Raw genomic sequence first — 20,021 nt, 5'->3', positions numbered from 1 at the left:
TATCTTCACTTGAATGAAAGCATGCTATATACCTATTGTAAAGCTTTCACAAGATTTTTCAAATTTTCGTCCATCACCGAAATATAGTCCTTGCCCGCTTTAGCCTGCTCCTCAGTCAATCCTTCCAGCGGGTTCAGCACCATCGTGCCGATGCCAGCATCTTTGGCCAACGTTTTCGCCAATTTATCGGAAACAAGCTCTTCAAAAAATATATATTTCAGGTTGTGCGCTTTTAAATACTCGTTCATTTTTTTCAAATCCTGGGCGGTCGGCTCGGAATCCGGCGATAGCCCCATAATCGCCATTTGCGTCAGCCCGTAGTCGCGGCATAAATAAGCAAAAGCCTGGTGCGACACCGCGATCTCCTTTTTCGGAACCTGGGAAAGCTCTTTTTTGTATCTGGCATCCAGGTCCGCAAGCTTGGCGGCATATTTGGCGTAATTTTGCTCGTACTCCGTCTTGTGTGCCGGATCGGCCGCGATAAGCGCTTCTTTTATATGCTCGGCCATTTTGCCTGCATTCAACGGGCTCAGCCAGACGTGCGGGTCGAATTGTTCCTTGCTATCGGACGTTTGAATCAAATCGGCTCCTTGGCTGGCTTCGACAACCTTCAAAGATGAATTTGCAGGAAGGCTCTCCAAGAAATCCTTCACCCAGCCCTCAAAGCCTGCGCCTTGATAAACAAAAACTTGCGCTTTCGTCATATTTTGCAAATCGCGGCTCTTGGGAGACCAATCGTGCGGCTCTACCCCTGCCGGAACGAGATTTATCACATTGACGTAGTCCCCGCCGATATTGCGCGTAAAATCGTACAACGGATAAAAGCTGGTGACAACGTTAACCTTGCCTTCCACCAGCCCGGCTTTGTCCGTCGCTTTGCCGCAGCCTGCCAATAAAATAGTAAACAAAGCGAAAATCGCCATGTAAAAAATAGTGCGCTTGCGCATGATGAAACTCCCTTCAAGACCGCTCGTCTAAATCGTAATTTTTTTTATTAACGAACTTGATTATACGAGCAGGCTTTTCGGTTGTCAATATCAAACAGAGCAAAAAAACCACCCTGCAGTCGCAGCGTGGTACAGATCATGACGCGGTGCTGCGCTGCATGACGGCGGTCGGTCGACCGCATACGCACCGCGCTGGGAACAATAAAACGCTTCGCTAGCCGCTGCCGGATTGGCCTCCGCCGCTTTGGGAATCGCCGTCCCCGCTCTTCGACTGGCCTCCTCCGCCTTTTTTCTTCGATGCGCCCTTGCCTTCCCCTTCTTTTTTGGATGGTTTTTCGCTTTGTTCCTTCAGCTTCTTGTACCGTTCTTCGGCTTGCTGCTGGACCTTTTTGTCCTGCTCCGTCTGATACTGCTTCATCTCTTTGTACATGTCGTACTGCCTCTTTAATTCCTGGTCAATGACGCTTCCCTTACCTGAGCTTTGCTCCTTTTGCTGGCCTTGGTCCTGCTGCTTGTTGCCGCCTTGCGAGTTGCCCATGCCGCAGGCCGTGAACAAAAGCAAGCACGCGGCAGTCCATGCGATTTTTGCCACAGTTCGAGCTTTCATAGGAGTCACTCCGTCAGTCTTTTTCCTTTAACATGCCCAAAGTTAAAGCAAAAAACCCCCATGCCGCTTGAAATCCGGCATGGGGGTGCGCTTTGCTATTTGACGATGGCGCCGTTCGGCATGCTGTCCGGAACGGTTGCCAGCGTCAGCTGATCGCCTTGCGAAGCGGCGAGAATCATCCCTTGCGACAGCTCGCCGCGCAGCTTGGCGGGCTTCAAATTCGTGACGCAAATCACTTTGCGTCCAACCAGATCCTCGGGCGAGTAAAACTTCGCAATGCCCGAGACGACTTGCCGCTGCTCGTATCCGAGATCGAGCTGCAGCTTCAAGAGCTTATCCGCGCCCTTCACAGGCTCGGCCGCAATCACCTGCGCGACGCGCAGCTCGACCTTGGCGAAATCGTCGATGCCGATTTCCTCCTTCGGCTCCGGCGCGGGCTGGACCGCGGCAGCGGCCGCAGGCGCTGCCTCTTTAGGCTGGGCGGTGCTGGCTGCGGCGCCGCCTCCCATGGCCTGGACGATATAGCCGATTTCCGGCTCCACGTCCAGCCGAGGGAACATCGGCTCTCCCTTCTGCACCTGCGTGCCGGAAGGGAGAAGACCAAAGCTCTGCACGCTCTCCCACGAAGTGAGACGCGGCAGGTCTTCCGCAGCGATGCCCAGCTGCTGCCAGATAAGCTGCGGCGCCTTCGTCAGGAAGGGGCGCAGCAGCACAGACGAAATGCGCTGGGACTCAGCCAGCACATACATAACCGAGCCGAGCTTCTCACGGCTCTCCTCGCTTTTGGCCATCGACCACGGCTGCGTCTCGTCGATGTACTTGTTCGTGCGGCCGATCAGCTGCCACACGACCGACAGCGCAATGGAGAACTCCATTTTCTCCATTGCGTCCTCGTACTTCGCTACCGTTGCCTTGACAGTCTCAAGGAGACTTTCATCAAACTCGGTAGCGCCAGGCACATACGCGGGAATCTTGCCCTCAAAATACTTATCGATCATCGCGATCGTACGGTTCAGCAGATTCCCCAGATCATTGGCGAGGTCATGATTGACCCGCTCGACAAAGCTCTCCGGCGTAAACGTGCCGTCCGCCCCAAAAGGAACCTCGCGCATCAAATAATAGCGCAGCGCATCAAGACCGTAGCGGTCGATCAGCGTAACCGGATCGACCACATTGCCCTTGGATTTGGACATTTTGCCGTCCTTCATTAACAGCCACCCGTGCGCAAAAACCTTTTTCGGCAGCGGCAAATCAAGCGCCATCAACATAATCGGCCAATAAATCGTATGGAAACGCACAATCTCCTTGCTCATCAGATGAACATCCGCAGGCCAATAGCGTTCAAACTTGCTTTCGTCATCCGAATCGTATCCAAGCGCAGTAATGTAATTGGACAACGCATCGATCCAAACATAAATAACATGCTTAGGGTCGCCGGGCACCTTAATGCCCCAGTCAAAAGTCGTCCGGGAAACAGCCAGATCCTCTAGCCCCGGCTTAATAAAATTGTTCAGCATTTCATTTTTGCGCGACTCAGGCTGAATGAAATCAGGATTCTCTTCATAATATTGAACCAAGCGGTCCGCGTACTTGCTCATCCGGAAAAAATACGTTTCTTCCTTCATTTTCTCCACAGGACGGCCGCAATCCGGGCACTTCCCATCCACCAGCTTGCTCTCCGGGAAAAAAGTTTCACAAGGCACACAATACCAGCCTTCATATTCGCCTAAATAAATGTCGCCCTGTTCCAGCAGCCTTGAAAAAATTTTGCCAACCGCCTTCGTATGCCGCTCCTCCGTTGTCCGGATAAAATCATCATACGAAATGTCCAGCTTGGCCCAAAGTTCCTTAATGCCCTTAACGATCTGATCGACGAAAAGCTGCGGAGTAATGCCCTTTTCCTGCGCCTTGCGCTCAATCTTTTGACCGTGCTCGTCCGTACCCGTTAAATACATGACGTCAAAACCCCGCAGTCTTTTGTAACGGGCCATGACATCCCCAGCCACCGTTGAATACGCATGTCCGATATGCAGCTTGTCGCTCGGATAATAGATCGGCGTCGTGATGTAAAAAGTCGGTCGTGAATTCGACATAACAAAAAACCTCCTGGAAAATATTCAAAACATGACAAAAAACCCTCATCCTTCTTGGGACGAGAGCTGCACTCACGCGGTACCACCCAGTTTCCCCCGTCTTTCACAAGAGCGGGGCTCAGTAAGTCAATGCGACTTGCCCATTAACGCTGGGACACGAAGCCAGCTCACTCCTCTACACATTGCGTAAAGGCAGCTCGAAGGCTTATTCTCCGGGACCATCTTCCAAACATCGTCCTATACCGGCTTTCACCTGACCCGGCTCTCTGTTCATAGGCATCCGCCTGTACTTATCCGTTCATCGAATTCCATATGTTATCCTTAAGGAAAATATATCGAAAAGTAAAGCCCCATGTCAAGCCGATTGCTGAGAATTAAGTGCAGGAGGTACATGGTCGATTCCGCCAGGATGAAAAGGATGGCATTTGCAGAGCCGCTTAACCGTCAACCAGGATCCTTTTAACGCGCCGTGAACTTCAAGAGCCTCCAGAGCATACTCCGAACAGGTCGGATAAAACCGGCAGGAAGGCGGCGTCAAAGGCGAAATAAATTTGCGATAAAACCGAACCGGAAGCTGCAGCGCCTTTCTCATTGGGCGACCCACCCTTCTCAAAACAATCATGATTGACCTCTCGCTCTATCATGACTGAAAAAGAACAGTTCGTCAACGTACCGCCTAATTCGCCGATCGCAGCATACGTTTTATGAAGGACATTGATAGCACTTTAAGAAAACGGGATAAAGAGCCGCAGTTATAAAAGCCTTCAGCCAATCCCTGAATGTAAAAAACGCAGAGTAAGTCCCTTCAGCAGCATTGTCGCTTTCCAAAAATTGTTTATACTTTGTCGGCAACTGGGCATGCACCTTGTTATTGCGAACAACTGCGCTATACTTCCTGTTGATCCTCTGCAATATGTGTGCCGTTCGAGCATCCGGCTGTACGCCGGCTTTATGTGGAACCTGATCAGCGGGGACGATCGCCTCCAGGTCGCTTTCTTCAAGATTATCTATCTCCGACTCGATGCTCTCCTTATGACTTCTTTCCATCCGGTTTCTCTCTTGAAGCCGGCTTTCCCAAACAGACTGCTTGTTGAGCGCAAAATAAATCTTTTGCAACAGCAGCCGGGCGCTTCGATAATTGATTCCCAATATTTCAGCAAGCGAACTTGCGGAATATTCCTTCTGATCGTGAATGAGCAATTGTATAGCGCGAAACCAAGTTAGTAGAGGGAGCTTAGACTTGTGCATGATCGTCCCCGCTGTCAGCGAAACTTGCATCCTGCAGTCGGAACATTCAAGCAAACTGCGGGTCCGAACCGTATAAGCGTTATCGAAATCGCACCGCGGGCAGCAAAAACCAGACGACCAACGAATCTTCATCAAAAAATTTTCGCATTCCTCTTCCGTATCAAAATGACAGGATTGAATATCATAAAGATTCATCTGCTTCACCGCCCTGAATGCAAACATTTGTTCTCGTTTACTATAGCACACATACGTTCGCATTTAAAGCTTTTTTTGAATTTTTTTGCGGCACGACGTTGTTAACCACTCCTCCCTCATCATTTGAAGACGTCCTATCTTGATGACAGCTCTTCTGTCGTAACTACAAAAGATTATTATACTTTGAAAACTCAAACCATCCTATTTTCAATGTCGTATGGACATAGTGCGCTGTCCTAAGCAAGAAAACTAAAACCCAAATGCCCAAAAGTGGCACTCCCGGTGTATTTTTTGGGTTGCCCTCTTGTAAATGTCACATTTGCTTGTTGTCTGCCTAGTTAATCCGTTGCTATACCGCACTCCCGGTGCTTCTTCTAGATGCCGCACGTGTTACTGTAATCACTATGTTGCCTTTCTGATTGCTCCTCTGCAATAACTACATACCATTACTCCTTCTGATTGCCTCTTGCAATATTGCACTTACAATGTTGTCTTTCTGGTTGCTCCTCTGCGATATTGCATTCCCATTGCTTCGTATGCTTGCCTCTTGCGACATTGCCACTTACAATGTTGCCTTCTGAATACTCCATTGTAATTACTGCATTCTCAATGATCAATTGCCTCATGTGTTATTACACTCGCAATATTGCCTTCCCGATTACTCTTCTGTGATACTTGATTCCCATTTACTTCCTCTGATTTCCCCATGCGATATTGTACTTACAATGTTACCTTCCTCTTGCTTCATTGTGTTACTGCATTCTCAATGCTTAATTGCCTCATGTGTTATTGTACTCACAATGTTGGCTTCCTGATTACTCCATTGCGATAATTCATTCTCAATGATCAATTGCCTCATGTGTTGTTGCTTTTCTGATGCTCCATTGTGATACTGTTTTCTTAACGCTCAATTGCCTCATGTGTTATTGTACTGGCATTGTTGCTTTCCTGTTACTCCATTGCGATACTGTATTCTTAATGCTCAATTGCCTCATGTGTTATTGCAATTGCCTTGGTTTACCTGCCTAATTGTTCACCTACGTTACTGCACTACTGATACTCTTTCTGATTGCCCTCTCGAGATGTTCTACTCGCAATGTTTACCTCTTATTGAACCTCTCTGATGATGCAATTGTGATGTTGACCTCAACAATTGCGCTTTGGGATGTTGCATTTTCTGACCACCCTTGTCGTGATTCCCTGCAAAGAGGGGTAGTATTTTGCACTTATCTCAGAATGGATAAAATCACATTATACGACCCTTTCGGAAGGAGGTCCTCTTGAGGTTGTACTCATGGTAAGGCCCAGCTTGGGGATTAGAGCTTACTTTGTACTTATTCCAGAATGTATGAAATTTAAATTTATGACCGTTCCTCCCTGAGCTTGCTATCTGTGATGAGGCTTCAGAGTAACGCAGTATTTTGTACATATCTCAGAATGCACGAGATCTAAAATACACGGACCCTCGGGGAGGGCCGATCATGGTGCGATTTTCGTCTGTGGTAGTACTCCGCTGCGTCATGCAGAATTTTTGCACATATCTCAGAATGCATGAAAAATCAAATGTGTGACCCTCTAATTGGGAGGCCATGGCCATCTTTTGGACTTGCCAGTTGCGATGGAGGTCTGCTAAGGAAAGTGGTATTTGGGCCTGCGCTCGTGGTGATATCCCGCTGTACATAGTTTTTCGTAGAATGCGTGAAATTAAAGGATGGTTTCGACGCATGCGTGTGGGGTTGGTTTTAGGCTGCCTAGGAGGCTGCGGTTCTAAGTGGAGGGTTTATTTGATGATGTCGGGCGGGTGGATTTAGGATTATGATGAGTCCAAGGCTGAATGATCGGTTGATATGGCCTTGGACTTATTTTTTGGGATGATAGGGGGTTAGTACGTTCTGCCGTTAATAAGTTGGTTGATGAGTCCGGCTGTTTCTTCGATGGCTTTGTTGGTTACGTCGATGATTTCGCAGTTTAGTTGTTTCATCAAACTGGCGGCAAAACCGAGTTCTTCGTTGATTCTTTGTAAGGTGGCGTATTGCGAGCTGCCGGGCAGGCCGACGGTTTTGAGGCGTTCCTGACGGATTTGCAGTATGTATTCGGCATCCATGGTGAGGCCGATGATGCGGTGGCTTGGAATTTTGAACAGTTCCGCGGGCGGTTTGACTTCGGGTACTAGCGGCAGGTTTGCGGATTTGATGCCTTTGTGGGCCAAGTATATGCTGAGCGGTGTTTTGGACGTTCGTGATACTCCGATGAGCACGACTTCGGCTTCCAGCATGCCCCTCGTATCTTTGCCGTCGTCATATTTGACGGCGAATTCAATGGCCTCCACTCTGCGGAAATAATCGGCGTCCATTTCGTGCAGCAGCCCCGGTTTTCGTTTGGGCGAATCGCCGTAAGTGTCTATGAACGCCTGCAGCATCGGTCCCATGATGTCGACAGCGCGAACGCCCAGGCGGTATGCTTCGGCTTTCATTAATTCCCTCAGTTCCGGCTGCACGAGCGTGTAGGCAACAAAACCTCCTGCCGCGGCAGCTTCGTTGAGCATTTGGCGGATCTCGGTTTCCTGACTGACGTGGCTGAACCTTTTTATTTTGACCTGTTCTGCGTTAAATTGGCGTATGGTTGCTTTGGCTACGGCATCTGCTGTTTCACCGATGGAGTCGGAGCAAACAAATAAATGCTGCTGTTCGTACATAATGACCTCCTCTGCTTTTCCAATTGTGCTTTTATCTATCTCTATGAACTTACTATAGTAAATATTTACCTGGAAAGCAAAAAACCTTCGTCTTGTAATAACCAGACAAAGGTTTGAGGCAGCTTAATATTGCAGGATAAGCACGGCTTTTGCCGCAAGTGACACGGTGTTTGAAACTTCATTGCCGGACAATAGATCAACGGCCTGCAGGGCGCCCAGTTCCACCTTGACTTCACCGCTGTTATGGTTCATGACAAACAGGTATGATTTTCCGTCTTTGTCTCTTTGGGAAATCTCGACTCCAGGGACAGGGGCGATCGGTGCTTTGATGTTTTTGGCGCTGCACAGGTTCGCCATCAGCCCTTGCAGGAATGCCGCATCCGGACTGGTCGCCACGTACCACGCTTGCCCTTGGCCGAAATTGTTGACTGTCAGGACAGGCATTCCCTTATAGAAGTCGCTTCCGTAGACTGCTTTCACTTCCGCTCCTTCGGAATGGATCAGGTCGCACAAGGTGGTGCAGGTGTAAGTGCCGTTCAACGCGCCCCATTCCTGCTTCATGACGATTTGATTGCTTTGATCCGGGAATAGCGCATCGATTTCTTCAGCCCATATGCCCAGCACGCTGCGCAGTTCCCCGGGGTATCCGCCGGTTGTGACGATATCGTTCTCGTTGACGATGCCGCTGAAGAAGGTCGTGACGAAGGTACCGCCGGCTTTTACAAAATCCTCGATCCGTTTTGCATATCCGGGCTTCACCATGTACAGTACAGGGGCGATGACGATATCGTATTCGGTTAGGTCGGCGTCGATGCCAATGAGGTCGGTCTGGATGTTTTGCCGAAACAAAGCGTCGTAGTATTTGTGCACTTCATCCACATATTTCAAGGCGACGGTCGGCCCGCTGGAAAGCTCTACGGCCCACCGGTTTTCCCAATCGTATACGATCGCGACGCGCGCATTCACTCTTGAATCAAGCAGATTGCCGGACAAATTTTGCAGTTCTTTGCCCAGTTCGGCGCATTCACGGAAAACGCGGGTGTTTTCGTGGCCTACATGTTCGATTACGGCCCCATGATATTTCTCGCAGGCTCCGATTGATCTGCGAAGCTGGAAAAACAATACGGTATCCGCTCCCCGCGCCACGGCTTGATAACTCCAGAGCTTCATAACGCCCGGCCGTTTCAGCGAGTTGTAGGGCTGCCAATTTTGCTGGCTTGGCGTTTGCTCCATTAACATAAACGGTTGGCCGTTTTTGAGCCCTCTCATTAAATCGTGAACCATGGCGGTCAAGCTGAACGGCGTATCCAGTGACGGGTAATTGTCCCAGGAAACAATGTCTATGTGCTTCGCCCATTTAAAGTAATCCAATTCTTTGTACGTGCCCATCAAATTGGTTGTGACGGGAATGTTCGGGGTATGTTTTTTAATGGCGTCGTACTCCAATTTGTAGCAATCCAGCAGGCTGTCCGACATAAAGCGGCGGTAATCCAGTGAAATGCCCTGGAAGTAAGTGCGGTCTCCGGCCCACTCTTCTGAAAGCGCATTCGGAGAAACGATCTCATCCCACTCATAAAAGGTATGGCCCCAAAAACGCGTGTTCCAGACTTTGTTCAGCTTTGCCAAGTTTCCGTAACGCGCCTGCAGCCAATTCCTGAATTCCCGGGCGCAGTTATCACAGTAGCAGTAGCCGCCATATTCGTTCGATACGTGCCAGATCAACAAGGCCGGGTGATCTTTGTAGCGTTCGGCCAACTTTGAAGCAATGGCTGCAGCGTGCTTGCGGTACGTCGGACTGCTGGGGCAAGAATTATGGCGTCCGCCGAATTTCCGTTTGCGGCCTTCAAAATCTACCCGCAGCACATCGGGATATTTTTTGGCCATCCATGCGGGATGGGCCCCCGTGCTTGTAGCAAGGCAAACGTACGTACCGTTTTGGTGCAGCCGATCCATGATTTCATCCAGCCAAGCAAAATCGTACGTATCCTCATTAGGCTGCGAAAGCGCCCACGAAAATACGTTAATAGTGGCTACATCTATTCCCGCCAGCTTAAACATACGCAAATCTTCGTCCATCACGGACGGTTCCCACTGCTCCGGATTGTAGTCTCCGCCATACCAAATTTTTGGCAGCTTTTCGTTAATCATCCTGCACGCTCCTTAACCGCTTGAATGCATGAAATATAAGAATATAACCATTGTATTGGATTATTCACGCGCTTAAAATATAATATTTTTACGTGTGTATATAAAAAAATGGAACAGGATGCTGGATGTATGCATAAAAGGTTCGTTTTGACACCTTCGGCGGATCAGGCTTATCCGCTTTTTATTGAAAGCATCGGGCATCACGAGGATCAGGAAAAGATGGTCAGGGACGATGGCTACTCTTGCTTCCACTGGCTGCAAACGTTCTCGGGAGAGGGTGAGATCTGGACGGGAGGAAAATCGTTTCGTCTGAGCAAAGGATGCGGGTTTCTGCTCCCGCCGGGCGTCGGTCATGCCTACTGGGCGGTTTCGGATACGTGGTGTACGGAGTATGTGACTTTCGGAGGACATTTGGCCGAGAGCATGTTGAATATGCTGGAGCTGCATCAAGCCGCTTTTTTTCGTTGGGAAGCGGCGTCGCCGCTGGAAACTGCGGTGGGAACGATTTTGTCCTACGCGGAGGCCGGTACGGAGTATACCGGGTATGACGCTTCCGCTGATTTGTACCGGTTTCTCATCCTGCTCAAAAAGCACGGTCAAGTCAATAACCGCGCTTCTTTGAGCAGCCAGCTCCTCAGTCTTCAGCCGCTGCTCGACTGGCTGGAGCTGAACTATGCCAATCCCGACACCGGGCTTGAAGAAATGGCCGGGGTGCTGGGCGTCACTCCCCGGCGCATGAGCACGCTGTTTCAACACGCCTTCGGCTCATCGCCATATTCGTATTTAATTTTGCTGCGGCTCCGCAAATCCAAGGAGCTGCTGCTGAACAGGCAGAGCTTGACGGTAAAAACCGTTGCGGAGCTGGCCGGGTTTCGGGATGCGAGCCATTTTGTCGCGAGCTTCCGCAAGCATGTCGGGCTGACGCCGGAAAAGTTCCGTCAGCTGAATTGAACCGCGCGCGTCAGGTGGCCGCGCGGGAGAGGCTGCGCCGCACGTCATCGACCGCCAGCGTCGACGTGCGGATCGTATTCCGATGCGGAGCGGAGGGCCACTTGGCGTCCAAGTGGTACTCCTGCAGCGCATCGGTGTCTTTGAGCAGATGGCCCGTCAGCACGCAGACGGCCGTTTCGTCACGGTCCGCGACGCCTTCGCGGACCAGCTTGCGCAGCCCGGCGAGCGCAGCCGCCGAGGCCGGCTCACAGCCGATGCCGCTGCGGTCGATGACCGCTTTGGCATCGAGGATTTCGGCGTCGCTGACGCTGGCCGTGACGCCGCCGGTCTCTTCCAGCACCCGCCGCGCTTTGCGCCAGCTTGGCGGGCTGCCGATGTTCAGCGCAGAGGCGCGGGTATGCGGCTCGCGCTCGGGCGCGAGCTCCTCCATGGCCTCTGCCATCAGGCGGTGGAAGGGCGACGCCCCTTCCGCCTGTACGACCGCGACGCGCGGCAGCCGCGGGATGAAGCCGAGCTCCTTGAGATCGCGGAGCCCTTTGCCGAGCGCCGACGCGTTGCTCAGCGCTCCGCCCGGCAGCACGATCCAGTCCGGCAGCTGCCAGTCAAGGGATTGGGCAATCTCGTAGACGATGCTTTTTTGCCCCTCGATCCGCAGCGGGTTCACGGAGTTGCACACATACAGCCCTAACGCCTCGGCATGCTTTTCCAAAAAGCGTATGCCATCGTCGTACGTGCCCGTGAAACTGACTACGTCGGCTCCATACGCTATCGTTTGCAGCACTTTATTGTGCGAGATGTCCTTGTCCGGCACAAACACGACGGAACTGCCTCCGCCGAAAGCGGCGTACATCGCCAACGAAGAGGACGTGTTTCCGGTCGATGTGCACGTAAACCGGGAATAGCCCAGTGAACGACCGTGAGACACCGCGACGGTCATGCCGTTATCTTTGAACGAGCCGCTCGGATTCTCGCTCTGGGCTTTGAACATCAGCCCTCTGACCCCCGCATAGGCGCGCAGCCCTTCGGAGGCCGGGTACAAACCCGTGTTGCCTTCAAACTTCGTGCAGATCATCGGCTCCGGCAAATCGGGCGCTATGAGCTCCTTGTAGCGCCAAACACCCGATGCGTAAGGCGACATCCGCTCGGCGAGCCGCTCCGCAAACAGCCGTTTCAAGCGCTCCGCATCGACCCTGGCAAAGTTATGCCGCACTTCAAATAACCCGCCGCAAGCGCACAAATATGCAAATTTCCTTTCAGGCAAAACAGCGCCGCATTCCGCGCAAACAAATTCCATTTGGACGACCTCCTGCTTGTGAGCATTCCATTTCACGTTCGTCGCAACAGATTTAGCTCTGCTGCGCCTCGCACTTTACGATGCGAATCCCTTTCTTGGCCCACCTAGCTTCCAGCGATTCGGCCAGCCCGTTCGTCACGATCGTATGAATCGAATCGATGCCGCAAACGTTGTAGACGTCGCGCCGTCCCCAATCGCTCTCGTCCATTAGTACAATGGCGCGGTTCGACTGCCGAATGGCTGTCTGCTTGACCGCCAGGCTCTCCTGCAGCGCCGTCGTCAGCTTGCCGTCCTCCGTAATGCCCGCCGGCTTAAGAAAGCACTTGTCAAAGTTGATTTGCTCCAAAGCCTGCAGCGTAAACGGCCCGTAGCACGCTTCATCCTGCTTGTGCACAGCCCCGCCCAGCGTAATCAGGTTCACCCGCTGAACCAGTGCGGAAAGGGCGTTCACACTGTTCGTAACGATGGTGACGTCCGGCATTTCCGCCAGCTCGTAAAACATGAAATGGGTGTAGCTGGACGATTCGATAAAAACAGTGTCGCCAGGCTCGATGAGCGCGGCCGCCACTTTGGCGATCGGCTTTTTCCGCTCCGGCTCTCCCCTGTCCTGATAAGGGACAAACCCGGAAACGCGGGGTACCGGCACAGCTCCTCCATGCGCTTTTTGCAGCAGACCTCTCTTTTCCAAAGCCCGCAGGTCTTTACGGATCGAGTCTTCCGTCACATGAAAGTGCGCTGCCAGCCGCTTGACCTCGACCCTCCCTTCCTGCTCCAGCAGCGCTATGATTTGGTTGCGGCGCTCTTCGCTGAACAGGGAATGCTGAACTTGTTCGGTCATGCAGCTATCATCCTTTATCATTTTTTATCTTTTATTATTAATTTTTATTATATTTTATCACTCATTATTATTCAATACGATTTCGAAATTTAAGAGCAAAAGAAAACCCGACCTTCCTACGAGGGAAGCTGTCGGGTTTTGAAATTTCTGGCTATATATAAAACCGGGGTCGAAGCCGCCGAGATGATAAATTTGATGACATACGTAGTTGCAAAAATTTGCAGCCAGACGCCCCAATCGTACAAACCGCTGAAAGCGATGCTGCAAAATACGAGCGAATCGACAAGCTGGCTGATTCCCGTACTGCCGTTGTTGCGGATCCAAAGCTGATTCCGGCCGGGAAACACTTTTTTCAGAAACGTATAAATTCTGACATCAAGAAACTGGCTTACAAAATAAGCCGTCAAACTCCCGAGCGCGATTCGCGGAAGCAGGCCGAATATCGTTTCCAGCGCAGGCTGGCCGACGTCCCCTGCCTGCGGGGTGAACACCATCGCCATCTGCATGATGATCATCGACATGATCAAAGTGAAGAAGCCGAACCAGACCGCTTTTTTGGCATCCTTTTCGCCGTACTTTTCATTCAGCAGGTCGGTTGTCAAATAGATGGTTCCATACATCGTGTTGCCTAACGTCATGACGAAGCCGAACATTTCGATCGTTTTGACCACCTGGATGTTGGCCAGAACGGTCGCAACGCCGACCCAGGCGTACAAGCCCTGTTTGCCGAACATTCGGTAGCACAACAAAAACAGCCCGAAGTTGACCAGGACAAAAAGCACGCCCCAAGCAAAATTAAACATCTTTCATTCCTCCTAGTTTTGATAACGCGGGAGTTTTCGAACCGCGGCTCCGCTTTGCGGCAGCGTTGTTGATTATAACACAGATCGTGGGGGCGATGTTAGGCTTTTTTCCGGCCAAAAGCCCCGTAGTATAATAGAAAAACAATGATAATGACGGCGAGGAAAATAAACAGCAGGTTGCTGTAAGGAACGGCTATGTCCAGACCTTGAAACGGATTGATCCGGAAACGGTGCAGGAACCCGTCCAGCAGCTTCGCTACAAGCGCGGTGCCGACTGCGCCGGAAATAAAGCTGACCAGATTGAACAGGCCCATCCCTACCCCTGTTTCTTCAACTTTGAGCGTTAAGGAAACCCGGTTGGCCAACGCTGTTTGAATGAAAGAAAAACCGATATAATTCGGCAGCATAGCGGCCGAGATGAGCCACGGTGAAAGCCCGGCGACAAAGGCGATCGCAAGCAAGCTGACAAAAAGCAGCGTCAGTCCGATGTAGATCACATAATTGTTGCCTTTGCGGTCCGCCAAATTTCCGCCTATCGTGCCAAAAATGACGGCGCTGATCGCCCCCGGAAACAGCACGAGACCGATTGTGCCGGTGCTCAGCCCGTTTAGCTCAGTGAGCATAAGCGGCATGACGAACATAACGCCCATGACGACGTTGAAAATAATAAAACCGATAACGAGGCCGTTGCGAAGCAGTTTGTTGGCAAACAGCGCAGGCTCGATGAACGGATTTGCCGAACGTCTGATGTGAAATATGAACCAGACCAGCACAAGCACGCTGAGCGCTAGATAGTACCACCCCGAGTAGGTTAGAAACAGCATCAAGCTCGCGACGATCACGGCAACCATTACGGCTCCGAGTATGTCTACCTTGCCTGTCTTCGACTCCTCGTCAGGCAAAATGCGGCGGAAGAAAGGGATCGATACGAGGGTGAACAGCGGAATCAGGAATAAAAACGTCCAATGATACGTACCGGCGATGAATCCGCCGAGTACCGGGCCGACGCCGACGGCGAAAGATACGGTCGATGTCAGCAAACCGAACACTTTTCCCCGGTCCGAAGGCGCGAAATAGCGGGCTACAAGCACCATAACGAGCGCCGGAATAGCCGAAGCTCCCGCCCCTTGAATCGCTCTCCCCAGAATGACTGTGGGATACCAGAAGTTTAGCGCGAAGCCGATAATCGATCCGGCGTTATAGATGATGACTCCTGTCACGATCAGCTTTTTCAAGCTGTAAATATCCGACAATTTGCCGTAGATGACCGAGCCTAGAGCGAAGAAAATAATGAAGCTCGTCAGCACCCAACTGACACCTGTCGGCGAAACGGCGTACTGCTTGGCGATCTCCGGCGTCGATACGTTGAACACCGTCTCATTCAATACTGCGAAAAAAATCAAGTAAATAATCCAGGGCACCGTTTTCTTTGTATCTACCGATATGGCTTGGTGCTCCATGGAAACAGCTGCAGCTTGCTGCATGGTTCCACCTCCGACTTTTAGTCCTCCGCCATCTTATCATAAAAAGACAAGCAAAAACGAAGGAAAAAATAATTTTAATAAACTGCCGGGACAGCAATTGTATGCAGCCTAATATGTAAAGTTTACCAGCAACCTATCTGTAATAATAAATGTTATAGTTTTACGTGTCAATAGCCGTCTTCCTAAGACGGGCAATATATCGGATAATGGACAAATGACATCAGATCGAAATGAACAGGAGATTTTTCATGCAAAAACTGTTGAAGTTTCTCAAGTTGGCCTTTTCCCGGGTGACGATTATCGTTCTTCCGTTTGTCCTGATGGCGATGGTCGAGTACCTTGAACGCGGGACTTTTGAAGACCTTTATAAATGGGCGGTGCATTACCCGCTGGCCATGATTCTCGCCTACTTGATTACAGCGGCGCTTTATTTGTTTTTGATAGCCGTTACGGGCAGGAGCCGGCTTTCCTTTTGGCTGCTGTGCGCCGTCCTGCTTCCTCTTGCAGCCGTAAGCGGAAGCAAGCTGCATGCGATCGGGGCGCCCTACTATCCGTGGGATCTCGTATTTCACAATGAGATTGTGGAATACCGCGCTTTTTTAAGCAGCTATTTGACTTATTCCATTGTCGGATCTGCGCTTTGTTTTCTGGCTCTGGTCGCGCTGCTTTTTCATGTGATTTTGCGCAAACGGGCGATCCGGTTCCGTTGGCCGGAGCAAATGGTGTACGCTTTGACCGCTGCCGCGCTAATGACCAGCATTTATGCGGACGGACCTATTCCTTTTTCGAAGCTGTACGGCATCTATACGGTTCCGTGGGATCAGACGATCACGTATGACGAGAACGGATTTCTGCTTTCCACCGTGCAGATGCTCCCTTTTCTGAAAGTGGACAAGCCTTCCGGCTACAATAAAGATGCGATCGAAACGATACTGCGGCAAATTCCGGAAAATAAAGCAAACGGAGGCAAGCAGCCTAATATTATCGTCATGCTGAGCGAGTCGTTCTGGGATCCTACCGTGATGAAAAACGTCAGCTTCAGCCGGGACCCGATCCCTTTCCTGCACAGTCTGCAAAAAACGTATACGAGCGGCTGGATGCTGTCTCCGCAATTCGGCGGCAGCACCGCCAACGTGGAGTTTGAAGTGCTTTCCGGCAACTCCATGCGCTTTTTCGGCCAATCGCCGGATAAAATTTTGCCGTATATTGAGTACATGAACCACGGCGTCGATTCTTTGGCCAGCATCGCGACCAGGCAAGGCTATCACGCTACCGCGATCAATCCTTTTTTCAGCTGGTTTTTCGACAGCAGGAAGGTGTATAAGCATTTCGGGTTTTCCCGTTTTATCAGCAGCGAGTTTTTTCCGAACGATTTCGAGGGACCGAACTACGCCGACCGGGCTGTCGCCCAAAAAATAATCGAAGAGACCGAGAAGAGCCCTGGGCCCGATTTCATTTTTGCCAACACGATGGAAAACCATCATCCTTACAACCCCGGAAAGTTCAGCAAAAATACGATCGAAGTCAGTGGCGACATTACACCGGAGTCCAAAGGCTTGCTGGAGACGTATGCGCAGGGCATCACGGATGCGGACAAATGCCTGCAAACGCTGGTCGACTATTATTCCAAAAAGCCGGAGCCGACCATCCTGCTGTTCTTCGGCGACCATCTGCCGTTTCTGGAGGACAACTATAAAGTATACCGCGACGCCAAATATGTGCTGCCGGACGATCCTGAGCTGTATACAAAAACGCATTACACGCCATTCGTGATCTGGAACAACTTTCTCCCGGCCGATCAGGAGAAGCCGGGTCTCAGGCTTAGCCCTTCTTTTCTCGGTCCGCTCGTGCTGCATATGGCCGGCGTGCAGGGCAGCTTTTATACCGACTATTTGTACGGCCTATCGCAAAAAATTCCCGTCATTCCGCCGAAGGAACAGTGGGACGCCTACAAAATCAAAGCCGGCGATCTGAGCGACTACGCGAAGCTGCAGTATGACAATTTGTTCGGAGGGCGCTACGCCTACCAGGCTGCTGGCATCAAGGATACCATCGTCCAGCCGGGTTACACGCTCGGATATGGCGATCCGTCGATCACGAACGTTACGGTGAAGGGCAAAGAGCTGCAAATCGAGGGCACGAATTTCTTCCCTTCATGCAGCGTCTATGTGGACGGAATCGAGCTGAAATCAAGCTTCAACGGCACGAATACGCTGTTTGCGGACATGCCCGACAGCCTGCATCCGGAAAGCGGCGGCGCGCATCAGGTCGAAGTCCGCATCATCGACGACAAAAAGATGAAAATTGGCCAATCCAATCTTTATCGGATCGGGCAGTAATGCCGTAAGCCCCCTTGGAATAGGATGTAAACATCCTGATACAAGGGGGCTTTTGCCGTGAAGTGCTTTCTCCCGCTTCCGCAAACGATATTCGCTCCGGCTCACGCGCATTTTTTTATCGCCATTACGTCGACGGACCTGAGTCATCACCATCTGCTGCGCCTCTACACATTCAGCGTCAACGGTACCGACGACGACGGTCATGTGCACCAATACAAAGGCATTTCCGGGATTAAATACGGACATTATCACCAATATTCCGGCATAACCGGTCCCGCCATCCCGCTGCCGGGAGGAAACCACGTTCACAGGATGGAAGGCATCGTCGAACCCAACCTGTATAACACACCCAGACGTGGAGATCTCCAAATATCCGCCCAAAAAGAAGGGCTCATCAATACGCCCCACCGCCATTCGTATTCCGGGGTTTCCGCAAAAGGATTCGGCTATGAGGGCTCGATTTTGCCGTAGCCTGAAAAGTGCTGCGCATGGACGTCCGGTGCTCCCGCGAATAGGAGCGGCCAGCCCGGGCGCAAGGGCACATGGGTGCGCGCCGCAGGTCACGGGCCGAGCCCGAGCGCCGGGAACGGCAGGCTAGACGGGCACAAGGGGCGAGCATTGCTGGGCACAACCAGAGCCTGAGTGCCGGGAAACCGGCAGGCTAGACGGGCACAAGGGGCGAGCGGTGCTGGGCACAAACCGCGCCTGAGTGCCGGGAAACCGGCAGGCTAGCCGGCAATTGAGCTTGGGAGTCCCTCGCAGGTCGAGGGGAAGCTCAAATGCGCAAAAAAACCTGCAATCGCACATCCCTTCGCTGCTCGATGACCTTGATTCGAATAATTCCTGCAACTGTGCAGGCTTTCCGCCGCGAAAATGGGCTCGGACTCGTTTTTATCGAACATTCCTGCACAATTGCAGGCTTTTCGCCAAAATGAACCATTTTTATGGAAAAAACCTGCACTTTCGCAGGTTTTTCGGGTCATGCCACAGATCAGCATGGACGGAAGGATATATCATCCACCTGCTGTTATACCGATTTAAGGCGCGTTAGCGGGCTGTAGTGACTATGCGATCATGCTTCCACTGCTGAAAAACGGGGATGCGGGTTACCAAAGGGGCTGCCCATACAGTTGAGGTTTGCACACGTTCACGGTCACCATCGCGCGGATGCACCGTCAGCGTGCGGTGGAGCGGTGGTGGGACCTCAGCTCAGCATACACGGTACGGACTCTCCACATATGGTGCAGCTTTCTGCACGCATGGGCGGTCCCCAGCGCGCGGGTACGAGGTCAGCGTGCGGTGGACGGTGGAAGTCGGGCTATGTTCTCAAATAAAATAACCGAGGCTTTGGTCATACCACTCTGCCCTCGGTTTTTTTATTTCTTCTGCTTATGACAATGCTTCTACGCGAATCGACCATGCAAACGCAAAGCTGCCGCCTGCTGCTAGGCCTTGAGCCCCGGACGTTTGCGCCGGATACGGCTCATTGAATACGTTCATAATGCTGGTGTACGGCTCCAGCGACACCGCGTCCGTCCATGGCGCCGAATACAGCACATGGATCGGGAACTTATCGCCCATGTCGAACACAAGCTTCGTGCCCCGCGCTTCATAGTGAAGCTCGCACGTCTGCGGGCCCGGCGCTATCGCGAACATCTGCGAGCCGCCGGGGTACTCCGGCAGCTCCGCGACCGCAATGCCGCGCCGGAGCGCCTCGCTCAGCGGCGATGGCTCCGGCAGCCCCGTCGCGTAGCCGTCCTCGCTCAGCGGCCACTCCGCCGCGGCGGGGATCAAGACGCGCACTTGCGCGGCCTCCCCCTTCGCGAACGCGAAGTAGGGGTGGAAGCCGAGCGAGAGCGGCATCGCCAGGTCGCTGCGGTTCACGACTTCACCGCTGAGCGACAGCGTACCGTCCAGCAGCCGGTACGTGAACCGAAAGCTGGCGGCGTGCGGAAAGTACGCCAGCATGTCCGGATGCTCCGCGAAGTCCATCTCCGCGGAGACGTACGCCCCGCCGGCCGCGTCCGCGCCGCCGGCGACGACTTTCCACGGCCGCTCGCGCAGCTCGCCGTGGGCATGGTGCGGCTCCCGGTTCCGCGGGAGCCGGTATTCGCGGCCTTCGAATGTGAAGGCCGCATGCTTGACGCGCCCCGGCGGGAACAGGATGGGCACGCCGTAGCGTGAAGACTGGGTGCGAAGCTCGGCCAAAGTGGCCGTCTTCGCGATGTAAGCCTCGTTTCGCACATCGAAGCGAAACAGGTGAAAGCCGACGGCCGGGACGATTTCGGCCTCGGCCCCGGCAGTTCGGTCGACGAGCCGGATCGTCGGCTCGCCGTCCCAGCTGGACGTATGGTATTCATAGCGATTCATCGTTAAAAT

15 protein-coding genes are annotated in these 20,021 nt (G+C 52.2%); 3 read left to right on the top strand and 12 right to left on the bottom strand.

Annotation, left to right across the window (positions count from 1 at the left end):
* Positions 1-32 precede the first annotated feature (32 nt).
* From AC3G2T_RS19760 to AC3G2T_RS19730, 7 genes are all read right to left on the bottom strand, one after another.
* The gene (locus tag AC3G2T_RS19760) at positions 33-947 is read right to left on the bottom strand and encodes a metal ABC transporter substrate-binding protein (RefSeq protein WP_488436630.1); all 915 of its coding nucleotides are present in this window, start codon (positions 945-947) and stop codon (positions 33-35) included.
* Positions 948-1,161: 214 nt separating this feature from the next.
* Entirely contained in the window at positions 1,162-1,554 is a 393-nt protein-coding gene (locus AC3G2T_RS19755) for a hypothetical protein (RefSeq protein WP_474681601.1), read from the bottom strand.
* Positions 1,555-1,649: 95 nt separating this feature from the next.
* Positions 1,650-3,647, bottom strand: coding sequence for a methionine--tRNA ligase (gene metG, locus AC3G2T_RS19750; RefSeq protein ID WP_488436629.1), 1,998 nt, complete (start codon positions 3,645-3,647; stop codon positions 1,650-1,652).
* 355 nt (positions 3,648-4,002) lie between these two features.
* Positions 4,003-4,239, bottom strand: coding sequence for a membrane protein insertion efficiency factor YidD (gene yidD, locus AC3G2T_RS19745; protein WP_488436628.1), 237 nt, complete (start codon positions 4,237-4,239; stop codon positions 4,003-4,005).
* Between the two features lie 110 nt (positions 4,240-4,349).
* The gene (locus AC3G2T_RS19740; protein WP_488436627.1) at positions 4,350-5,090 is read right to left on the bottom strand and encodes a transposase; all 741 of its coding nucleotides are present in this window, start codon (positions 5,088-5,090) and stop codon (positions 4,350-4,352) included.
* A gap of 1,882 nt (positions 5,091-6,972) precedes the next feature.
* Positions 6,973-7,785, bottom strand: coding sequence for a pyruvate, water dikinase regulatory protein (locus AC3G2T_RS19735; RefSeq protein ID WP_488436626.1), 813 nt, complete (start codon positions 7,783-7,785; stop codon positions 6,973-6,975).
* A 123-nt stretch (positions 7,786-7,908) separates the two neighbouring features.
* Positions 7,909-9,933: a beta-galactosidase gene (locus tag AC3G2T_RS19730; RefSeq protein WP_488436625.1), complete on the bottom strand. Its 2,025-nt coding sequence runs from the start codon at positions 9,931-9,933 to the stop codon at positions 7,909-7,911.
* A gap of 129 nt (positions 9,934-10,062) precedes the next feature.
* Here AC3G2T_RS19730 and AC3G2T_RS19725 point away from each other — a divergent pair, with 129 nt between their 5' ends.
* Positions 10,063-10,884, top strand: coding sequence for a helix-turn-helix domain-containing protein (locus tag AC3G2T_RS19725; RefSeq protein WP_488436624.1), 822 nt, complete (start codon positions 10,063-10,065; stop codon positions 10,882-10,884).
* A 10-nt stretch (positions 10,885-10,894) separates the two neighbouring features.
* On the opposite strand, the gene thrC is transcribed toward AC3G2T_RS19725, so the two are convergent.
* The 4 genes from thrC to AC3G2T_RS19705 form a co-directional block, all read right to left on the bottom strand.
* Entirely contained in the window at positions 10,895-12,178 is a 1,284-nt protein-coding gene (gene thrC / locus AC3G2T_RS19720; protein ID WP_488436623.1) for a threonine synthase, read from the bottom strand.
* A 52-nt stretch (positions 12,179-12,230) separates the two neighbouring features.
* Positions 12,231-13,016 (bottom strand): DeoR/GlpR family DNA-binding transcription regulator, encoded by a 786-nt coding sequence (locus tag AC3G2T_RS19715; RefSeq protein WP_488436622.1) that lies wholly within the window; start codon positions 13,014-13,016, stop codon positions 12,231-12,233.
* 116 nt (positions 13,017-13,132) lie between these two features.
* Positions 13,133-13,819: a queuosine precursor transporter gene (locus tag AC3G2T_RS19710; RefSeq protein WP_488436621.1), complete on the bottom strand. Its 687-nt coding sequence runs from the start codon at positions 13,817-13,819 to the stop codon at positions 13,133-13,135.
* A 98-nt stretch (positions 13,820-13,917) separates the two neighbouring features.
* On the bottom strand, positions 13,918-15,303 hold the full coding sequence (locus AC3G2T_RS19705) for an MFS transporter (RefSeq protein ID WP_488436620.1): 1,386 nt from the start codon (positions 15,301-15,303) through the stop codon (positions 13,918-13,920).
* 248 nt (positions 15,304-15,551) lie between these two features.
* Here AC3G2T_RS19705 and AC3G2T_RS19700 point away from each other — a divergent pair, with 248 nt between their 5' ends.
* Positions 15,552-17,642 carry an LTA synthase family protein gene (locus tag AC3G2T_RS19700; protein WP_488436619.1) on the top strand — a complete coding sequence of 697 codons (2,091 nt, stop codon included), beginning with the start codon at positions 15,552-15,554 and terminating at the stop codon, positions 17,640-17,642.
* A gap of 57 nt (positions 17,643-17,699) precedes the next feature.
* Positions 17,700-18,113, top strand: coding sequence for a YmaF family protein (locus tag AC3G2T_RS19695; protein ID WP_474681613.1), 414 nt, complete (start codon positions 17,700-17,702; stop codon positions 18,111-18,113).
* 918 nt (positions 18,114-19,031) lie between these two features.
* Here the strand turns inward: AC3G2T_RS19695 and AC3G2T_RS19690 are convergent.
* Entirely contained in the window at positions 19,032-20,012 is a 981-nt protein-coding gene (locus tag AC3G2T_RS19690) for an aldose epimerase family protein (RefSeq protein ID WP_488436618.1), read from the bottom strand.
* Between the last annotated feature and the right edge of the window lie 9 nt (positions 20,013-20,021).

Source organism: Paenibacillus sp. sgz302191, assembly GCF_057749925.1.
The sequence above is the reverse complement of the archived record's forward strand: the minus strand, read 5'-3'. Positions and strand labels throughout refer to the sequence as shown.

Coding starts and splice junctions, on each gene's coding strand:
- AC3G2T_RS19755 (WP_474681601.1), bottom strand. CDS start 1,554: ATGAAAGCTCGAACTGTGGCAAAAATCGCATGGACTGCCGCGTGCTTG.
- AC3G2T_RS19740 (WP_488436627.1), bottom strand. CDS start 5,090: ATGAATCTTTATGATATTCAATCCTGTCATTTTGATACGGAAGAGGAA.
- AC3G2T_RS19725 (WP_488436624.1), top strand. CDS start 10,063: ATGCATAAAAGGTTCGTTTTGACACCTTCGGCGGATCAGGCTTATCCG.
- AC3G2T_RS19760 (WP_488436630.1), bottom strand. CDS start 947: ATGCGCAAGCGCACTATTTTTTACATGGCGATTTTCGCTTTGTTTACT.
- AC3G2T_RS19715 (WP_488436622.1), bottom strand. CDS start 13,016: ATGACCGAACAAGTTCAGCATTCCCTGTTCAGCGAAGAGCGCCGCAAC.
- AC3G2T_RS19730 (WP_488436625.1), bottom strand. CDS start 9,933: ATGATTAACGAAAAGCTGCCAAAAATTTGGTATGGCGGAGACTACAAT.
- metG (WP_488436629.1), bottom strand. CDS start 3,647: ATGTCGAATTCACGACCGACTTTTTACATCACGACGCCGATCTATTAT.
- AC3G2T_RS19710 (WP_488436621.1), bottom strand. CDS start 13,819: ATGTTTAATTTTGCTTGGGGCGTGCTTTTTGTCCTGGTCAACTTCGGG.
- AC3G2T_RS19700 (WP_488436619.1), top strand. CDS start 15,552: ATGCAAAAACTGTTGAAGTTTCTCAAGTTGGCCTTTTCCCGGGTGACG.
- thrC (WP_488436623.1), bottom strand. CDS start 12,178: ATGGAATTTGTTTGCGCGGAATGCGGCGCTGTTTTGCCTGAAAGGAAA.
- AC3G2T_RS19705 (WP_488436620.1), bottom strand. CDS start 15,303: ATGCAGCAAGCTGCAGCTGTTTCCATGGAGCACCAAGCCATATCGGTA.
- AC3G2T_RS19735 (WP_488436626.1), bottom strand. CDS start 7,785: ATGTACGAACAGCAGCATTTATTTGTTTGCTCCGACTCCATCGGTGAA.
- AC3G2T_RS19690 (WP_488436618.1), bottom strand. CDS start 20,012: ATGAATCGCTATGAATACCATACGTCCAGCTGGGACGGCGAGCCGACG.
- yidD (WP_488436628.1), bottom strand. CDS start 4,239: ATGAGAAAGGCGCTGCAGCTTCCGGTTCGGTTTTATCGCAAATTTATT.